This window comes from Clostridium sp. 'White wine YQ' (genome assembly GCF_028728205.1).
Classification (GTDB): Bacteria; Bacillota; Clostridia; order Clostridiales; family Clostridiaceae; genus Clostridium_T.
In genome coordinates, this window is sequence record NZ_JAQYUU010000001.1 from 227221 (window position 1) to 248436 (window position 21216).

Sequence of the window (21216 nt, forward strand, 5' to 3'; positions counted from 1 at the left end):
GTATTATACTATAATTAAAAATGCAAAGGAGAATTATAATGAACAGTTTTTATATGCCAACAAAGATACTTTCAGGAGAAAATGTAATTCAAGAAAATTATAAGGAATTTGCTAAGCTAGGTAAAAAGGCTTTAATAGTTACAGGTAGGGGATCATCAAAGAAAAATGGTTCTTTAAAAGATGTTGAAGAAGCATTAAAGAAAGCTTCAATTGAATATATTATTTTTGATGAGGTGGAGGAAAACCCTTCCCTAGAAACTATTGAGAAAGCAGGAGAACTAGGGAGAAAAGAAAAAATTGATTTTATAGTAGGTATAGGTGGAGGGTCTCCGCTGGATTCTTCAAAGGTAATAGGAATATTAGTAAAAAACGCCTCAATAAGTGGGGAGGATGTATTTATAAAATCAAATCTTAAATCTGTGGATATAGTAGCAGTGCCAACAACTTCAGGTACTGGTAGTGAAGTTACACAGTATGCTATAGTAACTATTCATAAAGAAAAAACAAAAAAGAATTACGGACAGAGCATATTTCCTGTAATATCTTTCTTAGATCCAAGATATACTTTAGAGGCTCCATTAAAAATAACAGTAAATACCGCAGTAGATGCATTTTCACATCTAGTTGAGGGATATTTAAATAGAAATGCAAGTATTTTAACAGATGCTATTGCTGAAGCTGGCATGAGAATATGGGGAGAATGCATTGAGTCTTTAATATCAGGAGATTTAGATATTAAGATTAGAGAAAAACTAATGTTTGCTTCGACTTTAGGTGGAATACTAATTGCACAAACAGGAACATCTTTGCCTCATGGCATGGGATATGCACTTACCTACAATAAAGGTATACCTCATGGCCTTGCAAATGGTGTATTATACGTGGAATACTTAAGGGTATTTAAGCATAGAGAAAAGGTTGATAAAATTCCTAAAATATTAGGAATTGATAGCTATGAAAAATTTGAAAAAATATTAAGAGATCTTACAAAGATTGAAATAAATCTAACTAATGTAGAAATTGAGGAATATGCTAAAGGAATATTTGAAAATAAAGGGAAGCTCGCAAATCATCCGGAAGAAATTACTTATGAAGAATTACTAAATATATATAAAAGAAGTTTATAATAATAGGCTTAAGAAAATGATACCCAACTAAAAATCTTACTCCTATGGATATTAATATTATGCAAGGCATATATTATAGATTATGAGTTTGATTTTTGGATGTGGTTATATTGAAGAAGCGTAGTATTAATAATTTGTTTAATCTCACAAGTATTTTTATATCACTATTAGGGATAGCTATAATTGTTGAAGTTTTTTCAGGTTATCCAAATAAGATTGGTAATACTTTATTTGCATTAGCAGTGTTATTATGCAGCTGGTTTCTTCTACAGAAAAGCAGATTTATGTTACCAAGAACTATATATAATTTAATAGTTATTTTTATTTTCTTAGCCATGTTCTTAGGTAAAGTGTGTGGATTTTACAAGACATTTTATTATTGGGATAAGTTTTTACATTTGATTTCAGGAATGATTTTAGCCTGCATAGGATACTTAATTTTCTATAAACTTACCAGAGAAATAGATAGAAAAAGTTTGAATCCTCTGCTGGGTGTATTATTTTCATTGTTTTTCTCAATTACTATGGCTGGGGTATGGGAAATATATGAGTTTACAACTGATCAGCTATTTGGATTGGATTCTCAAAGATATAGTTTAATAGATACAATGGGTGATATCATCGCAGGAGCAATAGGGGGAATTTTAGTTACCTTAAGAATATATTTTTTTCAAAAGGGTAATGAATTAAGATTTATACAGAAGCTACTAAATGAAATAGATGATAAATAAATGATACTTATTATCAAATGGTTGAAATTATCAAATAAGTGGAGTATAATGTAAGCATAAAAGGAAAATAATAATAACACAAGTAAATTTTAGGTTACATAAATTAAGTAAAACTAAAAACTAGTATTATTAATTGATTATCTAGAAATAATAATAAGGCTAGTTATTTTATAAGGAGGGTATAATTAATGAAACAATATGTAGAAATTGTTGACGTAATAGGAAGACAAATATTAGATTCAAGAAGTTTTCCAACAGTAGAAGTTGAGGTAGTACTTGAAGATGGAACTACTGGTAGAGCAGCTGTACCATCAGGAGCTTCAACAGGAATTTATGAAGCCGTAGAATTAAGGGACGGTGAAAAAGCTCTATATAATGGAAAAGGAGTACTTAAAGCAGTTGAAAATGTAAATGAAGAAATAGCAACAGAACTAATTGGAATGAATGTTTTTGATCAAACTTACATCGACAAGGTATTAATTCAATTAGATGGAACTGAAAATAAAGGTAAACTAGGTGCTAATGCAATACTTGGAGTTTCACTTGCAGTAGCTCAAGCAGCAGCTAATTATTTAGGTCTTTCACTTTATCAGTATATCGGAGGAGTAAATGCAAAAGTTCTTCCAGTTCCTATGATGAACATAATTAATGGAGGTTCACATGCTGATAATTCAGTTGATTTACAAGAATTTATGATTATGCCTGTTGGTGCAGCAACATTTAGTGATGCTGTAAGAATTTCTTCAGAAGTATACCATGCATTAAAGTCAACTTTAAATGAAAAAAATTACTCAACTGGAGTTGGTGATGAAGGTGGATTTGCACCAAATCTTAAGAGTAATGAAGAAGCAATCACAGTAATATTAGAAGCAATACAAAAAGCTGGATATGAAGCAGGTAAAGATGTATTTATTGCAATTGATGCTGCATCTTCAGAATTCTATAAAGATGGTAAGTATGAATTAAAACATGAAGGAAAAACATTAACTGCAGCAGAATTAGTTGATTTCTATGCAAATTGGGTTGAAAAATATCCAATAATCTCAATAGAAGATGGTGTTGCAGAAGAAGATTGGGAAGGTTGGAAGATACTTACTGATAGATTAGGTGGAAAAATTCAATTAGTTGGTGATGATTTATTTGTTACAAATACAAGTAGATTAAATACTGGAATTCAAAAGGGAGTTGCAAACTCAATTCTTATAAAACTTAACCAAATTGGTACATTAACAGAAACACTTAATGCTATTGAAATGGCTAATAGAGCAGGATATACAGCTGTTGTATCTCATAGAAGTGGAGAAACAGAAGACACTACTATTGCTGATTTAGTTGTTGCTGTAAATGCAGGTCAAATTAAGACCGGTGCACCTTGCAGATCTGAAAGAGTTGCTAAGTATAATCAATTACTTAGAATAGAAGAAGAATTAGGAGATGTTGCAGAATATAGAGGAATAGATGCTTTCTTCAATATAAAGAAGCAATAGATATTATTTAGTTCAAAGTGCTAAAGGAGAAGTTGCAAAACTATTAAATAAATAGTTTAGCGCATCTCCTTTTTTATTTTTTAAGTATAACATTCAATTAATATTCAATCTTGAAGTAGCTTTATTTATCTACTACTGAAGAATGCGTCTTGTAAAGTTCACTAGAATTTAATCACTTAAATAATTCAGTATGATACATAATCCATTAGCATTTTTAAATATAAAATGTATCATATGAGTTTAATTCATATGCATGAATAAATATGATATACTAGTGTTGGTATGCAAATTATAAAGTAAGGGATGGATATTATATGCAATATAGTAGTGATTCTAGTATTTTTCAAGAGCAGATTGGTTAGAAGGAGCAAATGAATTTGATGCTATTTCATTTGACTTAGAAAATAATATTTTTGTTGAAAGAAGTTCCATCATACGCTATAGTTGTGGGTAATAAAGCTGAAGTAATTAAGATGAGATTTTCAGATGAAATAATAAGCGACTTACTTGAGTTAAAATGGTGGACACTTCCCCATGAAGTAATTATGAAGTTGCCATATAAAGATATTAAAGAATGTGTAAGTAAGTTGAAGGAAATACGAAAGTATCCAGGAAATTTAATGGATATTTTAAAAGATACAATATAATAATAAGTATGAAGAGCAATACATTATTTAGATTACATAAGTACATAAAGATATAATACTACTAACTATAAACATAACTATATTGAAGGAGTATAAATAATAAACTTATTGTAATAAGTTTCTAAATATGATATCATATTAAAAGGTGTTTTATACTAAGTTTTGAGGTGTTGGGAATAGTATAGCTTAGTATTAAGTTGTAATCAGGAGGTTAGGGATGAAAACAGCATTAATAATATTAGAGACAATATTAGGATTGGCAGTAATAATTTCTGTAATGCTTCAACCAGGTAAAACTGATGGATTAAGTGGATTAATTCAAGGAAGAAGTGAAACCTTTTTTGCTAAAAATAAAGGCAGAACAAAAGAAGCTATGTTAGCAAAATTAACAGCAGCAGCAATGGCTCTATTTGCGATAAATACAGTAATTTTAAATTTAGTTAAATAGAAATAACTCAGCGGATGCTGAGTTATTTTTTTTGTATATTTTATTAGTCTAATTCATTTAAATTATAAGGCGTATTTTGATAAACAAAATAATTTAGCCAATTTGAGAATATAATATTAGCGGCAGATCTCCAAGTTACATAAGGTGTTTTGGATGGATCATTATGAGGAAAATAGTTTTCTGGTATTTTAATATTAAGACCTTTAGATAAATCTCTTTCATATTCATCTTGTAAGGTAGTTCTATCATACTCTAAATGACCAGTAATAAAAACATCTCTTCCTGATTTTGAAGTTACTATAAAGACTCCAGCCTCATCAGATTCGGCTAATATTTGCAAATCACAAACCTTTTCAATATCTTCTCTTAATACCTCAGTATGTCTTGAATGAGGAGCATAAAAGACGTCGTCTACACCACGCAATAACTCGTGGTTTTTAACGCATATTTTATGTGAAAAAACCCCAAATGCTTTTTCCTTAAGCTTGTATTTTGGAATACTATAATGATAATACAGACCTGCTTGTGCCCCCCAACAAATATGAAGAGTAGAGTAAACATTATGTTTGCTCCATTCCATTATTTCTGTAAGTTCATCCCAATAATCCACTTCTTCGAAAGAAAGATGCTCAATAGGAGCCCCTGTAATAATTAATCCATCAAATTTTTCGTCTTTTATATCTTCGAAATAATTATAAAACTTATCTAAGTGCTGTGAAGATGTGTGAGACGAGGTGTATGTTTTAGTTTGGATTAATTTAATTTCGACCTGCAGTGGAGTATTTGCTAAATGCCTAAGCAACTGATTTTCAGTTGAAATCTTTGTAGGCATTAGATTGAAAATAGCAATTTTAAGAGGCCTTATTTGTTGTGTTTCAGCTCTTAAATTACTCATTACAAAAATATTTTCATCTCTTAAGATATTGAAAGCAGGCAAATCACTAGGAATTTTTAATGGCATGCTTTCACCCCCAATTAAAGTTATATGCATAAAAATGCAAGGATTTTAATTAATATATATATTATACATAAAAGAAGTATGTTAGGAAAGAACAAGTTTAGTGGGATTATTAAATAAAAAAATAGCGATAGTAATAAGCTATCGCCATTTTCATCAATAATAATTCTAATTTTTAAATGAATGAATTGGTGCTGGAATTCTTCCACCTCTTTGAATAAAATCAAAAGAAGAGTACTTGTTAATTGTCATTACTGGAGCTCTACCTAGTAATCCTCCAAATTCCACCATGTCACCAACTTTAGTACCTGGTGCAGGAATTATTCTTACTGCAGTAGTTTTATTATTTATTACACCTATAGCAGCTTCATCAGCAATCATAGCTGAAATTGTAGATGCAGAAGCGTCACCAGGAATTGCAATCATATCTAGTCCAACTGAGCAGATTGCAGTCATTGCCTCAAGTTTTTCTAAGTTTAATGAGCCGTTTAGTACTGCATCTATCATTCCTGCATCTTCAGATACTGGTATGAAAGCTCCGCTTAAGCCTCCTACATGACCACAAGCCATTACTCCACCTTTTTTTACTGCATCATTTAATAGAGCAAGAGCAGCAGTAGTACCGTGGGTTCCTACTACTTCTAATCCCATTTCTTCAAGTATATGAGCAACAGAGTCACCGACTGCAGGAGTTGGTGCAAGTGAAAGATCTACAATTCCAAAAGGTACTCCTAATCTATCAGATGCTTCTAAAGCAACTAATTGTCCCATTCTAGTGATTTTAAAAGCAGTTTTCTTTACTGTTTCAGCAACTAAATCAAAGCTGCCTCCTTTAACCTTCTCAAGGGCTCTTTTAACAACGCCAGGTCCACTTACTCCAACATTTATGATACGTTCAGCTTCACCAACACCATGGAAAGCACCAGCCATAAATGGATTATCTTCAACTGCATTTGCAAAGACTACAAGTTTAGCACAACCTAGCCCTTGAGTATCCTTTGTAAGTTCAGCAGTTCTTTTAATTATTTCTCCCATTTCCTTAACAGCATCCATATTAATACCGCATCTTGTAGAACCAACATTAACAGAAGAGCATACTTTGTTTGTTGTCGCTAAAGCTTCAGGAATAGAATTAATTAAAATTTTATCGCCTTTTGTATATCCTTTATGTACAAGAGCAGAGAATCCACCTAGAAAGTCAATTCCTAAAGATGCAGCAGCTTTATCTAAGGTTTCAGCAAATTTTACATAACTGGTTTCATTTGTAGCACCACCAATTAAAGAAATTGGAGTAACTGAAACTCTCTTATTTACTATTGGAATACCAAACTCACTTTCAATTTGTTCCCCTACCTTAACTAAGTTTTCAGCAGATTTTGTGATTTTATCATATATTTTCGCTCTAGCTTTATCTCCATCAGAGTCGATACAATCCAAAAGAGAAATACCCATTGTAATAGTTCTAATATCTAATTTTTCTTCTTCTATCATTTTTATGGTTTCTAATATATTATTTGCGTTCATATGATACCTCCATATTATAGTGTGTGCATAGAATTGAATATTTCTTCTCTTTGAATTTTAACTTCTACTCCTAAAGATTCACCTTTTTTAAGTAAACTGTTTTTAACTTCTTCAAAATTCTTAGTGGTTTTTTCTAAATCTAGCATCATGATCATTGTAAAATATCCCTGCATAATAGTTTGAGTAACGTCAAGGATATTAATTTCTAATGCTTGAAGTTCACTACTTATACCTGCTATAATGCCCACCTTATCTTTACCTATTACTGTTAATATTGCTTTCATCTTATCCACTCCTTCTAAAATTTTATATATAAAAAAAAGCCTTACCAACAAAGGGACGAAAAAATCCGCGGTTCCACCCTTTTTGGCAATAGCCCATCTTTAAAAAATTAATGCTCCAAAGCTCCTTTTACAATATCAACCTAGTTGTTTGCACCGAACACAACCTCTCTAAAAGGATAAATATTGCTACTTTTCTTTTTCATCGCTTTATATTCTATTATATTGATTATTTTATATTGTATATTAAAAATTGTCAATTTGAAAATAAAAATAAAATTTTGTTAATTAATTTATTCTAATAATAGCATTTAGTTAACATTATAATTCTTTGAAGAAATACGAATTTAATAGATAACTTTCTTGATATTTATAAGAAAGCTTATATAAATAATCTTTACATTTGATTAAATTTTTTTCTGATAATAGTTTGAAAAAATGATTTTTTTCTTGTGAAGTAGCTGAAGCTTTAAAATATCCCCATATATGTTCAAGGGTGTTAACTAAATTTCCTTCAACTAAAGGATTCTGTGTACAAGAATCTATTTTATTATATAGTTCAATTATTCCAGAATTATTCTTAATAATATTTTGACATTCTTTATAAAATTCATAATTATATGCCATAATTAAATATTTATATTTTGCCCATTCATCGTAAATTAATGATTTTGAAGCAGGGATACCACTTAGCTCATTTAGAGCATTAATTACTTTAATACTAGAAATATCTTTATCCTTAACCTCAAGCATTATATCAGGATTAAATTCTTTAACCTCATTAAAATAATCTAAAAATAGTTTAAGATTAATTGTTTGAGAATGAGATCCCTTTTTCTTATTTTTGTCCTGTTCTGAATAATGAACTTTCATATTTCCGTCTTTGCATTTCCAAGTTTTTGATACTAGTTTATATATTTCTTTATGCGTGAGGTTGTTACTGCCATGGCAATAGTTATGTAAGTTATCATAAATAACAGGTATTTCAATCTTATATGAAATATCTAAAACATCTTCAAGAGAAAAATTTTTTTCATCATTTTCAACTACAAGTCTTTGCCTTGTTGATTCTGACAAATTTCTAAAACTGGATATAAATCTCTCTTTTGCAGAGACTTTGTCACCATAAACTCCTCCAATATGTAGCACTATTTTATTCGAGTAATCAACTCCCAAGGCATTAAGAAAATCTGTGTGATATTGAAGTTCTGCAATAGAATTCTTTATAACTTCTTGTTTGGGAGAATTAATAACTGTATATTGACCAGGGTGCATTGATACTCTCATATTGTTTTCTTTGATATATGTACCAATTTCTAAAAGTTCATCTTTGAATGCTTCTTTCCACGGAAAAGTATTAATTTCATGACTTGCAAGGGGAATAATATCAGAGGAAATTCTATAGAGAAAAATATTATTCTTTTTATTATTAATTAAAATTTTCATCAAATCAGAAAGATTCTCTTTTATTATTAATCTTAATTCGTCATCAGAATAATTTTTTAATAGTAATTTTCTATTTGTTCGCGCATCCGTAGTTAATGAAATACATGCATATCCAATATTCATAAAATCACCTACCGAAATCAATATAGTTTATTGTTTACAAAGTATCGTATATATATCATAATATAAAAAAAGAATATGTTAACGAGGTGATAAATTTGAAGGAAATAGTTTTAGCTGGTGGATGTTTTTGGGGAGTTGAAGAATATATTTCAAGAATTGAAGGAGTTAAAGAAACCAAGGTTGGGTATGCAAACGGAACAAAAGAAAATCCAACATATGAAGAGGTTTGTACAGGGACTACAGGTCATGCTGAAGCCTGTTATGTAAAATATGATGAAGAAATACTTTCTTTAAATGATCTTTTGGAAAAATATTTTGGAATAATTGAACCTACAGTAGAGAACAGACAAGGACCCGATATAGGTCATCAATATAGAACTGGTATATATTATATTGATAAAAATGATCTTAATGAGATCCAAGATTATAGAGATAAAGAACAAGATAAATATGATAAACCGATAGTAACTGAAATAAAAGACTTAAAATGTTTTTATGATGCAGAGGAATATCATCAAAAATATTTAAAAAAGAATCCTGGTGGTTATTGTCATATAAATCTAAATGCTTAGTTATAGGATTTTATAAAAAAACTACAAAAGTTTGAGCTCCAAATTTAATTGTAAAATTAAGTTTTGGAGCTTTTTTCAGTTTTCTCCAATAAATTTACTTGCAAGTCTTATAAGTCTATGAAAAATTTTTGGGAAAAGCATGATATAATATATTTAAAAATATACTTTATTGATATATGAGGGGAAAATGAGTAAATTAAATAAACTAATTGAGAAATTAAAAAATAAAGAGGTTTTTATACAAACTCATAATAATCCAGATCCAGATGCAATAGCTTCATCGTTTGCATTAAAAAAATTATTAAAAGCTAAAGGAATTGAAGCAACTTTTTATTGTACTGGAGAAATAGAGAGATATTCAACAAAAAAGATGATAGAACTATTAAATATAAATGTTGAATATATTAATACTATAGGTGACCTAAATGAAGATATGGTAATCATCATAGTTGATGCTCAGAAAAACAACAAAAATGTTTCTGAAATCTCCTGTGAAAAAGTAGCATGTATTGATCATCACCCAATTTTTATGGAAGAAAAGTATATTTTTGAAGATATAAGAGACGAATATGGAGCATGTTCATCAATTATAGCAGAATATTATTTTGAAAATAATATAGAAATGGATATAAATGTAGCTACAGCATTATTATACGGTATTAAGATGGATACTTTGGATCTTAGTAGGGGAGCTTCAGAAAAAGATATAGAATATTATTGCTTTTTATACAAAAAAGCAAATATTAATATATTAAATAAAATATTAAGAAATAATTTGGAGATTAAGGAAATAACAGCTTACTCAAATGCAATTGAGAGTATTAGAGTATTTGAAGGAATAGGTTTTGCGGATGCAGGAGCAAATTGTACAGATTCCTTATTAGCTTGTATATCGGATTTTATGTTATCAATTAAAGAAATAGATTTTGCAGTTGTTTATAGTAAAAGAGAAAAAGATTATAAGTTTTCTATAAGAAATGAAATGGATGAACTTGATGCAGGAAAAATTGTAAATAATGCATTAAGTGGAATAGGAAATGGTGGAGGACATAAAGAAATGGCAGGTGGACTTATATCCTTAGACAAGACCAAGGATATAGTAATAAGTACTGAGGATGTAATAATTAATAAATTCTTAAAATCCATTAAAGAATATAGAAATATATTATAGATTTTGGTATGCTATGTGAATAGTAAGTTGTTTTTAGGACAAACTAATTTTAATATAATCAAGGTTATATATGAAAGGAATCAATAATTTGAGGGAATTGGTAATTGGTTACTTAATTGTTATAAATATTTTAGGATTTTTTATAGTATTTAAGGATAAAAGTGCGGCAAGAAAACATAAATGGAGAACAAAAGAAAAAACTTTATTTCTATTTGCCTTATTAGGTGGAAGCATTGGAGTTTTTCTTGGAATGCAAGTGTTTAGGCACAAAACAAAACACTTAAAATTTGTTATTGGAGTGCCAATAATTATTCTATTTCAGCTAATACTGTACTTGATTTTTTTATTAAGTTGAAATATAGTAATAAAGGTGCGTTAATTAAAGCGTATAAAATTAGTTATAATTGCTTAGTGTGAATAGAAAAAATAGACTAAGGATTTAAATATTATTTAGGAGTGGATAAAATGGGGAATTACATTTTTGCTGCAACAGCTGTATTCCAAATTTTTGTGTTTAGTATAACTGCGTATTATCTAATAATATCGTTATTTGGATTTTTTAGAAAGAAAGAAAATAAAAATTATGAAGCAAACAGAAAGTATGCCTTAATCGTTGCCGCTCATAATGAAGAAGTGGTAATAGGGAATTTATTAGAGAGTTTAAAGAAACTTGATTATCCCAAAGAGTTATATGATATTTTTGTAATTGCTGATAACTGTACTGACAAGACAGCACAAATATCAAGAAAACACGGAGTTAAGGTTTTTGAGAGAAATGACAAGGAAAAAAGAGGTAAAGGTTACGCTCTTGAATGGATGTTTGCAAAATTATATAAAATGGAAGAAAAATATGATGCAATTTCAGTGTTTGATGCAGATAATGTAATTGCAAAAGATTTCTTGAAAGAAATAAATGCAAAAATGAATGATGGGTATAAAGTTGTTCAAGGATATCTAGACTCTAAGAACCCAGAAGATTCATGGATTGCATCAGCATATTCGATTGCTTTCTGGTCACAAAATAGACTTTATCAATTAGCAAGAACAAACCTTGGATTGTCAAATCAAATAGGTGGAACTGGTTTTGCAATAGATGTAGAAATGTTAAAGAAGCTTGGTTGGGGAGCAACCTGCTTAACAGAAGATTTAGAATTTAGCTGCAAGCTTATTTTAAATGGAGAAAGAGTAGGCTGGGCACATGATGCTATAATTTATGATGAGAAGCCTTTAACTTTAAAGCAATCATGGGTACAACGTAGAAGATGGATGCAAGGCTTTGCAGATGTAGCTTCAAGATTTTTCTTTAAGCTTCTTAAAAAAGCTGTTAAGGATAGAGATATTAGAGCTTTCGATTGTGCATTATACGTGGTTCAACCATTTACAGTTTTATTACTTGGTATATCAGCTTTAATAACCTTTATACAAGTAAATACTACAGGAGTACATTTATATTCAATCAGCTATCTTTTTAGTGATTGGGGATGGAAGGGATTTGTAATAGTACAATTCTTAATTACTCCATATGTAATACTTAAGGATAAGAAGATAACTAATAGTTTATTCGTATTGTTTGCATTATATTCATTGAATTCATTTGTTTATCCACTTTTATTAGGAGATATTCAAAACATATATATTATAACTGGAACTCATGCACTTTATACATTAACATTTTTACTTTTAGCTTATGTATTTTTCGGTAAAAAAGGATTCTTTATTTTCTTCAGATATCTTTTATATGCGATATACACATTAACTTGGATACCAATAACTATTCAAGGAATCTTAAGAAAAAATAATAAGGAATGGAATCATACAAAGCACGTTAGACAAATAGGCATATATGATGTGTAAATAGTTTGATTAATATATAATTGATGAGAGAAAACACTATAAAATAATATTAGAGTGACTCGAAAGATGAAATATTGCTATCCGTAGTAATTAAGAGCTTTTGAGTCACTTTATTGTTTTTCAATTAATAACTAACGGAACACATGTTTGACAAATGTAGAAAGTTTATGTATATTTTTTTAATGATATAGGAAAGTATATACGATATATATAATGTATTAAAAAACTTATAGTAATTCTTCTATAAGGCTTTGAGTAATGGAGGAAAATATGATAGAAGAAAAAAATAACCAAAGTTATGATGTAAATTCATTAACTTCTCTTGAAAAATTAGAACCAGTAAGAGTAAGACCAGGGATGTATATAGGATCCACTGGAAGTAAGGGACTTCACCATTGTGTGTGGGAAATACTAGATAATGCAATAGATGAAATTTCAAATGGATTTGGAGATAAAGCTACAGTTATATTAAATAAAGATAAAAGTGTTACAATAATTGATAATGGAAGAGGGGTTCCAACAGGAATACATCCAATAAAGAAAAAATCTGGTGTGGAAATGGTATTTACTGAATTACATACTGGAGGTAAATTTGATAATGCTAATTATAAGACCTCAGGAGGACTTCACGGAGTTGGTGCAGCAGTAGTGAATGCACTTTCAAAGTGGCTTGAAGTTGAGGTTTCTCAAAATGGAAAAGTATATAGACAAAGATTCGAATATGCTTTTGATAAAGAACTAAAAAAAGATATGCCAGGTACTCCTGTTACTGCACTTGAAGCTAAAGGGAAAACAGAAATTACTGGTACCAAAGTAACATTTATGCCTGATTCAGATGTTTTTTCAACTACTGATTTTAAGGTTGATATTATAGATGAAAGATTACAAGAACTAGCATTCCAAAACAAGGGGATTAAACTTGAGTTAAGGGATGAAAGAAAAGAAGAAGCCTTTGTAAAAGAGTATTACTCAGAGAGAGGACTTCTTGATTTTATAGAGTATTTAAATGAAAGTAAAACGCCTCTTCATTCAGAAGCGATACTTTTTGAAGGTGAAAGAAGTGTTCAAAATATAAATATGTATGGTGAAGTGTGTATACAGTTCACAGACTCAACAACTGAATATATTGCAAGTTATGTAAATAATATTCCTACAACAGAAGCTGGAACTCATGAAACAGGATTTAAAACTGGAATGACAAGAGCTTTTAAGGAATGGGCAAAAAAATTAAATTTAATAAAAGAAAAAGACAAGGAATTTGAAGGCGATGACTTAAGAGAAGGAATGACAGCCATTGTTAGGATTAAGATAACAAATCCTGTTTTTGAGGGACAAACTAAAACAAAACTTGGAAACAATGAAGCTTATACTATGATGAATGATTTAGCATATACTAAGCTTTCGGAATGGATAGAAGACAATAAGACTTTAGCAACTAGTATAATAAATAATGCTTTAGATGCGGCAGCAAGAAGAGAAAAAATTAAAAAAATTAATGAAGCAGAAAAGAAAAAAATAGGAAAAGGCACAGCTCCATTAGCTGGTAAAATTGCAGTATGTACTCAAAAAGATAAGATGGTTAATGAATTTATCGTTGTTGAGGGAGATTCTGCTGGAGGTTCAGCAAAACAAGCAAGAGATAGAAGATTCCAGACAATAATGCCATCTAAGGGTAAAATAATGAATACTGAAAAGCAGAAGCTAGAAAATGTTTTGGCATCTGAAGAGTTAAAAATGTTTAATATAGCTATAGGTACAGGAACTTTAGATAATTATAAGGAATCTGATATGAAATATGACAAAATAATTATTCTAAGTGATGCAGATGTAGATGGTTATCATATAAGAACACTGTGGATGACCTATATTTATAGATATATGAGACCATTAATAGCAAATGGTCATTTATATCTAGCACAACCACCACTTTATAAGGTTTATAAGAATACTAAAAATGGAGAAGTCCATAAGTATGCTTATTCTGATGATGAATTAGAAAAGGTTAAGAAGGAAATAGGTAAAGGCTCATTGATTCAAAGATATAAAGGATTAGGTGAAATGAATCCAGAGCAGTTATGGGATACTACATTAAACCCTGAAAGTAGAACTTTATTCCAAGTTACTATAGAAGATGCAGCAAAAGCAGAAAAGATGGTTTCGCTACTAATGGGAGATATAGTTGAACCAAGAAAACATTATATGTATAAATATGGTGAGTTTTAAGGAGGACTAGAACATAATGGCAACAAAAAAGAAAAATGATATACCAAGAGATAATAATATTATAAGGATACCTATAGAAGAAGCCATGCCAGATAATTATCTTCCTTACGCCATAGAAGTAGCTAAAGAAAGAGCATTACCGGATGTAAGAGATGGATTAAAACCAGTTCATAGAAGAATTTTATACGGAGCTTATTTATTAAAAGCATTCCCAGACAAACCATATTATAAATCAGCAAGAATCGTCGGAGACATCTTAGGTAAATTCCATCCCCATGGAGATTCTTCAGTTTACGATGCTATGGTTATTTTAGCACAGGATTTTTCAACAAGAGAACCTCTTATTGATGGACATGGAAACTGGGGGTCAATAGATGGTGATGGGGCAGCTGCTATGCGTTATACAGAAGCAAGACTCTCTCCTATAGCGATGGAAATGCTTCGAGATATAGAAAAAGAAGTAGTAGAGATGGTTCCAAACTATTCAGATAGTGAAATGGAGCCTAAAGTTCTTCCAGCAAGATATCCTAATCTATTAGTTAATGGAACATTTGGAATAGCGGTTGGACTTGCTACTAATATTCCTCCGCATAATTTAAGAGAAGTTATTGGTGGAACATTAGCTTATATAGATGATAATGAGATAACTACAAAAGAATTAATGAAATTTATAAAAGGGCCAGATTTACCAACCGGTGGAGTTATTATTGGAAAAGATACATTATTATCTGCCTATGAAACTGGAGAAGGTAAGGTAGCATTAAGAGCAAAAACTTCTATTGAAAAATTAGAAAATGGAAGAATTGGTATTGTAATAACAGAATTCCCATATAGAAGAAATAAAGCTAAACTACTTCAAACAATATCAGAAATGACAGGAGATAAAAGACATGCTAAGGCGTTAGAGTCTATTACAGATATTAGAGACGAATCAGATAGAACAGGAATAAGAGCCGTAATAGAACTTAAGAAATCTGCTGATGAAGATATAGCTGATAAGGTATTAAAATACTTATTCAAAAAGACTGAACTACAATGTAATGTTAGTTTTAACATGGTAGCACTAGCTAATGGAAAACCAGAAACCTTAGGATTAAAGGCTATAATAAAACATTATGTTGAACATCAAAAAGATATAGTCACAAGGAGAACTAAAAGGGAATTAGAAATAGCAGAAAGAAGATTCCATATAGTTGAGGGATTTATTAAGGCCATTGATGTTCTAGATGAAGTTATTGCAACTATTAGATCATCTAAGTCTAAGAAAGATGCTTCTATAAACTTAATAAATAAATTTGCATTTACTGAACTTCAAGCAGAAGCAATCTTAGAACTTATGCTTTATAGGCTTACAGGTCTTGAAATTAATGTATTCAAAAAAGAATATAAAGAATTAGAAAAGGAAATAAATAGATTAAAGAAGATACTTAATGAGGAAAAAGAACTTCTGAGAGTAATTAAAGAAGAGCTTTCAGAAATATCAAATAAGTATGGAAATGATAGAAGAACTGAAATAATTCATGATGAAAGTGAAGCAAAAATAGATGTTGAAGAATTAATCGTAGTAGAGGACGTCATCGTTACTTTATCAAAAGAGGGCTTCATTAAAAGAATTCCTCTAAAGAGTTATAATAGAAGCAATTCTAATCCAGAAGATATTGAATATAGAGAAGGAGATTCCTTAGCTTATCTCTTATCAGGTAATACGAGAGAATCAATTGAGCTTTTCACTAAAAGTGGATATATGTATCAAATAAAGATTAATGATATTCCAGAAATGAAGTGGAAAGATAAAGGAATAAAAGCAGACGAAATCTTAAGAAGTCTTAACTTAGATAATGAAAAGATAGTTGGTGCATTAGTTATTGATAATTTCACACCTAATTATTCACTTCAATTTATAACTACGAAGGGCAGTATTAAAAAGAGTACGGTAGATAAATTCATTACAGGATATACTAAACTTCAAGCTCTTAAACTAAAAGAAGGTGATGAGCTGCTAAGAGTGGATCTTTTTGAAAGTGAAAAAATTGAGAGATATATAAAAATTGAAAGTGAAAATGGATTGATTTTTACTGTGAACGAGCCAAAACTTGAAGATGCAGATAGAAATATTCACCCTCAAGCATTATGTATTTTATCTAGTGAAGATTTTGTTAGAAATGCCACATATGTAGAAGAATATCATCCGATAGATTTTACAATTGGGCTAGATAAAAAAGGTCAATTAAAGGTTATAAAAGAAGGAAGAGTTCAAGCTTCATTGATGTCCTGTGTAACCAATTCCTTAAATGATGTATTAATATTTACAAGCTTAGGAAAAGTATTTAAATTTAAGAGTGCCTTAGTTGAGGAAATTGATTCAATAGAACTTAATAAGATTGTAAGTGGATTTGAACAAGGTGAAGAGGTTGTTGAGATCATTTCAGTTGATGATTATTATGGAGAAGAATATATATACTTCTTTACTAAGAATGGTTTAATAAAGAAAACGTCACTTAAGGATTTTGAGGGAGATTATAATAATACTATAGGATATAAATTAAAAACTTCAGGTGATAGGGTTGTATCAGTTTCCAAGATGGGAGATAATCCTAATATTTTGATAATAACTAAAAAAGCAATGGGCATATTATTTGAGGGTGCTAGTGTAAGTGTAATGGGAAAAGTAGCTTCTGGAGTTACAGGAATCTCATTAAAAGAAGAAGATGAAGTTATAATGGGAAAATGTTTACAAACTTTAATTGTAAATGGAGAGAAATGTGGCTATAATTATCTTAAAAAGGTAATAATTATATCTAAGAAAAAAGAGAAACGAGAAATTGTCTTAGAAGACATTAAGCTTCAAAATAGAGCAGGTAGGGGAAATAGTCTTATGATTGTTGTATTTGAGGATTTTGTGAAGGAGGTCAATTTCAAGTAGAGGGGTGATCTTAATGAAAAAAGCAATAATACTGTTAGCTGAAGGATTTGAAGAAATTGAAGCATTAACGGTGGTTGATGTATTAAGAAGAGCTGATGTAGTCTGTGATATGGTTGCACTTGGAGATACTGAGGTAACAGGTTCTCATGGTATTACAGTTAAATGTGACAGAAGTATTGTAGATGGGGAATTAAATCATTATGATGGAATTATTTTACCAGGAGGTCAACCGGGTGCTGATAACCTAAGAGAAGATGTAAGAGTTATAGAGTTAGTTAAAGACTATTTTGCAACAGGCAAATTGGTTGCAGCAATATGTGCAGCTCCAATAGTTCTTGCAAAAGCTGGAATCTTAAGTGGTAGATCAAGTACTTGCTATCCAGGTTATGAAGGACAATTAGATCATAATAATGCAATACCTAAAGAAGATTTAGTTGTAATTGATGAAAATATAATAACTAGTAGAGGGCCAGCTACAGCTTTAGAATTTTCTTATGAAATACTAAAGTACTTTGAAGAAAATGAAAAAGCAGCTTCTCTTAGAGAAGGAATGCTATATAATAAATTATTTTAGATTAGAAATTTAGAGCTTAAGAGATTTAGGATGAGGAAATAACCTTGTTTTAAATCTCTTTTTATTTAAAAGATTATTTAAAGATGATAAAATATAAGGTAAATTACTTTCTTAGGAGAATTAATGATGGAAAAAATTATTCTAGATAATGGAGTTAGAGTTTTATATAAAAAAGTAGATGGAGAAATGACATCATTTTGTATAGGTTTTGAGGCAGGGGCTAACAGTGAGGTAGGATTTAGCTTAGGAGTAGCCCATGCACTAGAGCATGTGGTGTTTAAAGGGACAAAGACTAGAAGTGAAAAAGAAATTAATGTTGAGTTAGATGGGCTTTTTGCATTTAATAATGCAATGACCAATTATCCATATGTAATTTACTATGGCACGTGTTCTAGCTATGATTTTGTAAAAGGATTCGGGTTGTTTTCAGATATAATAAATAACCCATCTTTTAGTGAAGCTGGTTTTAATGAAGAGATAAGTGTAATACAGCAAGAAGCTAATGAATGGAAAGAAGATTTCTCTCAATACTGTGAAGATGAATTGTTCATTAATTCATATAAGGAAAGAAGAATAAGTGAAACAATAATAGGAAACGAGCAATCAATTAAGTCAATATCAATAAAAGAATTGAAGGATTTTTATAACACACATTATGTTGCAGAGAATTGTGTAATTACTATTGTTTCATCTTTAGAAAAACATGAAATACTAAAAGAACTTAAAGACTTTAATATAAACGAGAAAAAATATAATAGAGTAAAGATTCCGACAGAGAAAAATATGACAGGACGTTATGAAAAAGAAGTAAGTGGATTTAGTGGCGCTAAAATTGAATATATTTTTGATATAGAAGAGCTTAATGAATTAGAAACAGAGGCCTTAAGATTATATTCTATGCTACTTGGAGAAGGGGTAAGCTCGTTGTTATTCGAAGAAATAAGAAATACAAAAGGTTATGCGTATGATATTTCAACTGAATTTAAAAATGAAAAAGGAATAAGGCTTCTTGCAATAAATACATCAACTTCCAAAGAGAATATTTGTAACACCCTAGAGAGTATAGACATTATATTAAAAGAATCAATAGAAAAAGTAAAAGAATTAACTAATAAAGAATTGGATGTTTTAGTTAAAAGGCTCATATTGAAAAGAGATTTTTGGCTTGAAAGAGGAGTAGAGCTTGCTAAGTATGTTACTACAAATGAAATAATGTATAATAAAGGAATTGAATGTTTAAATTATAAAGATATTTTGAAGGGAATCGACATTCAGTTAATTTATCAAACAGCAAAGAAGATTATTAGAGACCCATCTATTCAAATATTGAAATAAGGAGAAATAATGAACGATAAATGGACAATGAGAAATTCTTCAGAAAAGAAGAATTTTCTTTATGAGCAATTAGAAATACCAGAATATATAGGTACCATTCTTGAAAATAGAGGAATAAGTACTAAAGAACAAGCAAAAGAATTTTTATATGGGGAATTAAAAGATCTTCATGATGGAATTCTTATGAAAGACATGGATAAGGGTGTAAAATTAATTAAAGAAGCAATTATAAAAAAAATTCCTATACTTGTATATGGTGATTATGATTGTGATGGTGTTAGTTCCACTTATGTATTGCTAAGTGGGTTAAAAGCATGTGGAGCAATAGTTTCATATCATATTCCGCACAGAGAAAATGAAGGATATGGAATGAATTTAGATAGAATAAAGAAACTTTATGAAGAAGGATGCCAATTTATTATTACATGTGATAATGGTATATCTGCATATGAAGAAATTGATTATGCTAAAAGTTTAGGAATGACAGTAGTTGTGACAGATCATCACGATGTACCTTTCATAGAAAATTCACAAGGTATAAATGAAGAAAAACTTCCACCAGCAGATGCAATTATTAACCCAAAGCAAAAAGGGTGTAGATATCCTTTCAAAGTACTTTGTGGAGCAGGTATCGCCTATAAATTTATTTGTTCTCTTGCGATGGAATTAGGAATTGAGACAAAGAGAATGGATTATTTAATAGAAGTTGTAACTATAGCAACAGTTTGTGATGTAGTGGATTTGCTAGGAGAAAATAGAATTATAGTTAAAGAAGGCCTTAAAAAATTAAATAATACGGATAATTTAGGATTAAAAGCATTAATTGAAGCTAATAATTTAAAGGATAAAAATATAAATGAATATCATTTAGGTTTTATACTCGGCCCGTGCATAAATGCTACTGGAAGATTAGAAACTGCAGATGTGGCATTAGAGTTATTAATGTGCAAAGATGAAGCGGAGGCAAGTAAACTAGCTAAAAGATTACTTGAGTTAAATAGAGAAAGACAAGAGATGACAAGCGAAAGCTTAGAGAAGGTAATAGATAAAATTAAAAATGGAGGGTATGAGAAGGATAAGGTTATGCTTATATATGAACCTTCTATTCATGAAAGCCTTGCAGGTATAGTAGCAGGAAGAGTAAGAGAGAAATACAATGTTCCAGCTATAATAATGACCTCTGGTAAAGATATGCCTAAGGGGTCAGGGAGAAGTATAGAAAAATACGATATGTATAAGGAACTCTCTAAGTGTAAAGAGATAATTTCAAAGTTTGGGGGGCACCCAATGGCAGCAGGACTTTCTACTAAAGAAGAAAATTTGCCTCTTCTTAGAGAAAAGTTATTAGAGAATTGCAAGTTAACAAATGAGGACTTAGTTCCTGAAATTAAAATAGATACAAAACTATCATTTAAAAAAATAAGTTTTGAAATTATAGAAGAGTTAGAAGCGCTAGCTCCATTTGGAAAAGGGAATCCTAAACCTCTTTTTGGAGAAAAAGATATTTTTATTAAGCGTGTGTGGTTTATTGGTGCCGATAAAAATTCAATTAGAGTAAGTTTTAGCTTTGGTAATAACCAAAATATTTCTGGAATAGCTTTTAATATTGGAGAAGAGTTCAGAGAAATGCTATTTAGAAAATATGGAAAAGAAAAAGCTATTGAGATTGAGGAAAGTAGTTATTGCAATATTAAATGTGCAGTGGTATATTATCCAAGTATTAATGAATACAAGGATAATAAATCAATTCAAATTAAAATTGAGTCTATAAAATTAATGTAGAATTTTACTT

At 29.9% G+C, this 21216-nt stretch carries 18 protein-coding genes and 1 other annotated feature; of the genes, 14 read left to right on the plus strand and 4 right to left on the minus strand.

The genetic code is table 11. The features are described 5' to 3' along the window. The first annotated feature begins 38 nt into the window (after positions 1-38). The 5 genes from PTZ02_RS01110 to secG all read left to right on the plus strand — a co-directional run bounded on the left by PTZ02_RS01110 (position 39) and on the right by secG (position 4440). The gene (locus tag PTZ02_RS01110) at positions 39-1127 is read left to right on the plus strand and encodes an iron-containing alcohol dehydrogenase family protein (RefSeq protein ID WP_274225992.1); all 1089 of its coding nucleotides are present in this window, start codon (positions 39-41) and stop codon (positions 1125-1127) included. 110 nt (positions 1128-1237) lie between these two features. Next, the gene (locus PTZ02_RS01115) at positions 1238-1858 is read left to right on the plus strand and encodes a hypothetical protein (protein ID WP_274225993.1); all 621 of its coding nucleotides are present in this window, start codon (positions 1238-1240) and stop codon (positions 1856-1858) included. A gap of 188 nt (positions 1859-2046) precedes the next feature. After that, on the plus strand, positions 2047-3345 hold the full coding sequence (gene eno / locus PTZ02_RS01120; RefSeq protein ID WP_274225994.1) for a phosphopyruvate hydratase: 1299 nt from the start codon (positions 2047-2049) through the stop codon (positions 3343-3345). Positions 3346-3758: 413 nt separating this feature from the next. Then, positions 3759-3992 (plus strand): hypothetical protein, encoded by a 234-nt coding sequence (locus PTZ02_RS01125; protein WP_274225995.1) that lies wholly within the window; start codon positions 3759-3761, stop codon positions 3990-3992. 217 nt (positions 3993-4209) lie between these two features. Beyond that, positions 4210-4440 (plus strand): preprotein translocase subunit SecG, encoded by a 231-nt coding sequence (gene secG, locus PTZ02_RS01130; RefSeq protein ID WP_274225996.1) that lies wholly within the window; start codon positions 4210-4212, stop codon positions 4438-4440. A gap of 43 nt (positions 4441-4483) precedes the next feature. On the opposite strand, the gene metA is transcribed toward secG, so the two are convergent. The 4 genes from metA to uvsE all read right to left on the minus strand — a co-directional run bounded on the left by metA (position 4484) and on the right by uvsE (position 8772). Further along, on the minus strand, positions 4484-5401 hold the full coding sequence (gene metA / locus PTZ02_RS01135) for a homoserine O-acetyltransferase MetA (protein WP_274225997.1): 918 nt from the start codon (positions 5399-5401) through the stop codon (positions 4484-4486). Between the two features lie 165 nt (positions 5402-5566). Continuing rightward, a complete protein-coding gene (locus tag PTZ02_RS01140; RefSeq protein ID WP_202767872.1) occupies positions 5567-6922 on the minus strand; it encodes a PFL family protein in 1356 nt (451 codons plus the stop codon). A 14-nt stretch (positions 6923-6936) separates the two neighbouring features. Next, positions 6937-7206 (minus strand): ACT domain-containing protein, encoded by a 270-nt coding sequence (locus PTZ02_RS01145; protein WP_202767871.1) that lies wholly within the window; start codon positions 7204-7206, stop codon positions 6937-6939. 48 nt (positions 7207-7254) lie between these two features. Further along, positions 7255-7418: a binding site (T-box leader), on the minus strand. A gap of 106 nt (positions 7419-7524) precedes the next feature. Continuing rightward, on the minus strand, positions 7525-8772 hold the full coding sequence (uvsE, locus tag PTZ02_RS01150) for a UV DNA damage repair endonuclease UvsE (RefSeq protein WP_274225998.1): 1248 nt from the start codon (positions 8770-8772) through the stop codon (positions 7525-7527). Positions 8773-8867: 95 nt separating this feature from the next. On the opposite strand from uvsE, the gene msrA reads away from it, so the two are divergent. The 9 genes from msrA (at position 8868) to recJ (ending at position 21206) form a co-directional block, all read left to right on the plus strand. Then, complete coding sequence (gene msrA, locus PTZ02_RS01155; protein WP_274225999.1) at positions 8868-9344, plus strand: peptide-methionine (S)-S-oxide reductase MsrA; 477 nt, start codon at positions 8868-8870, stop codon at positions 9342-9344. Positions 9345-9531: 187 nt separating this feature from the next. Then, on the plus strand, positions 9532-10515 hold the full coding sequence (locus tag PTZ02_RS01160; protein ID WP_274226000.1) for a DHH family phosphoesterase: 984 nt from the start codon (positions 9532-9534) through the stop codon (positions 10513-10515). Positions 10516-10603: 88 nt separating this feature from the next. Next, positions 10604-10870, plus strand: coding sequence for a DUF1294 domain-containing protein (locus PTZ02_RS01165; protein WP_274226001.1), 267 nt, complete (start codon positions 10604-10606; stop codon positions 10868-10870). A 110-nt stretch (positions 10871-10980) separates the two neighbouring features. Next, on the plus strand, positions 10981-12369 hold the full coding sequence (locus PTZ02_RS01170) for a glycosyltransferase family 2 protein (RefSeq protein ID WP_274226002.1): 1389 nt from the start codon (positions 10981-10983) through the stop codon (positions 12367-12369). 273 nt (positions 12370-12642) lie between these two features. Continuing rightward, positions 12643-14592 (plus strand): DNA gyrase/topoisomerase IV subunit B, encoded by a 1950-nt coding sequence (locus PTZ02_RS01175; protein ID WP_274228047.1) that lies wholly within the window; start codon positions 12643-12645, stop codon positions 14590-14592. 16 nt (positions 14593-14608) lie between these two features. Continuing rightward, positions 14609-17515: a DNA topoisomerase IV subunit A gene (locus PTZ02_RS01180; RefSeq protein WP_274226003.1), complete on the plus strand. Its 2907-nt coding sequence runs from the start codon at positions 14609-14611 to the stop codon at positions 17513-17515. 13 nt (positions 17516-17528) lie between these two features. Next, on the plus strand, positions 17529-18089 hold the full coding sequence (locus PTZ02_RS01185; protein ID WP_274226004.1) for a DJ-1 family glyoxalase III: 561 nt from the start codon (positions 17529-17531) through the stop codon (positions 18087-18089). 126 nt (positions 18090-18215) lie between these two features. Continuing rightward, positions 18216-19424: a M16 family metallopeptidase gene (locus tag PTZ02_RS01190; protein ID WP_274226005.1), complete on the plus strand. Its 1209-nt coding sequence runs from the start codon at positions 18216-18218 to the stop codon at positions 19422-19424. Between the two features lie 9 nt (positions 19425-19433). Next, a complete protein-coding gene (gene recJ / locus PTZ02_RS01195) occupies positions 19434-21206 on the plus strand; it encodes a single-stranded-DNA-specific exonuclease RecJ (RefSeq protein ID WP_274226006.1) in 1773 nt (590 codons plus the stop codon). Positions 21207-21216: the final 10 nt, after the last annotated feature.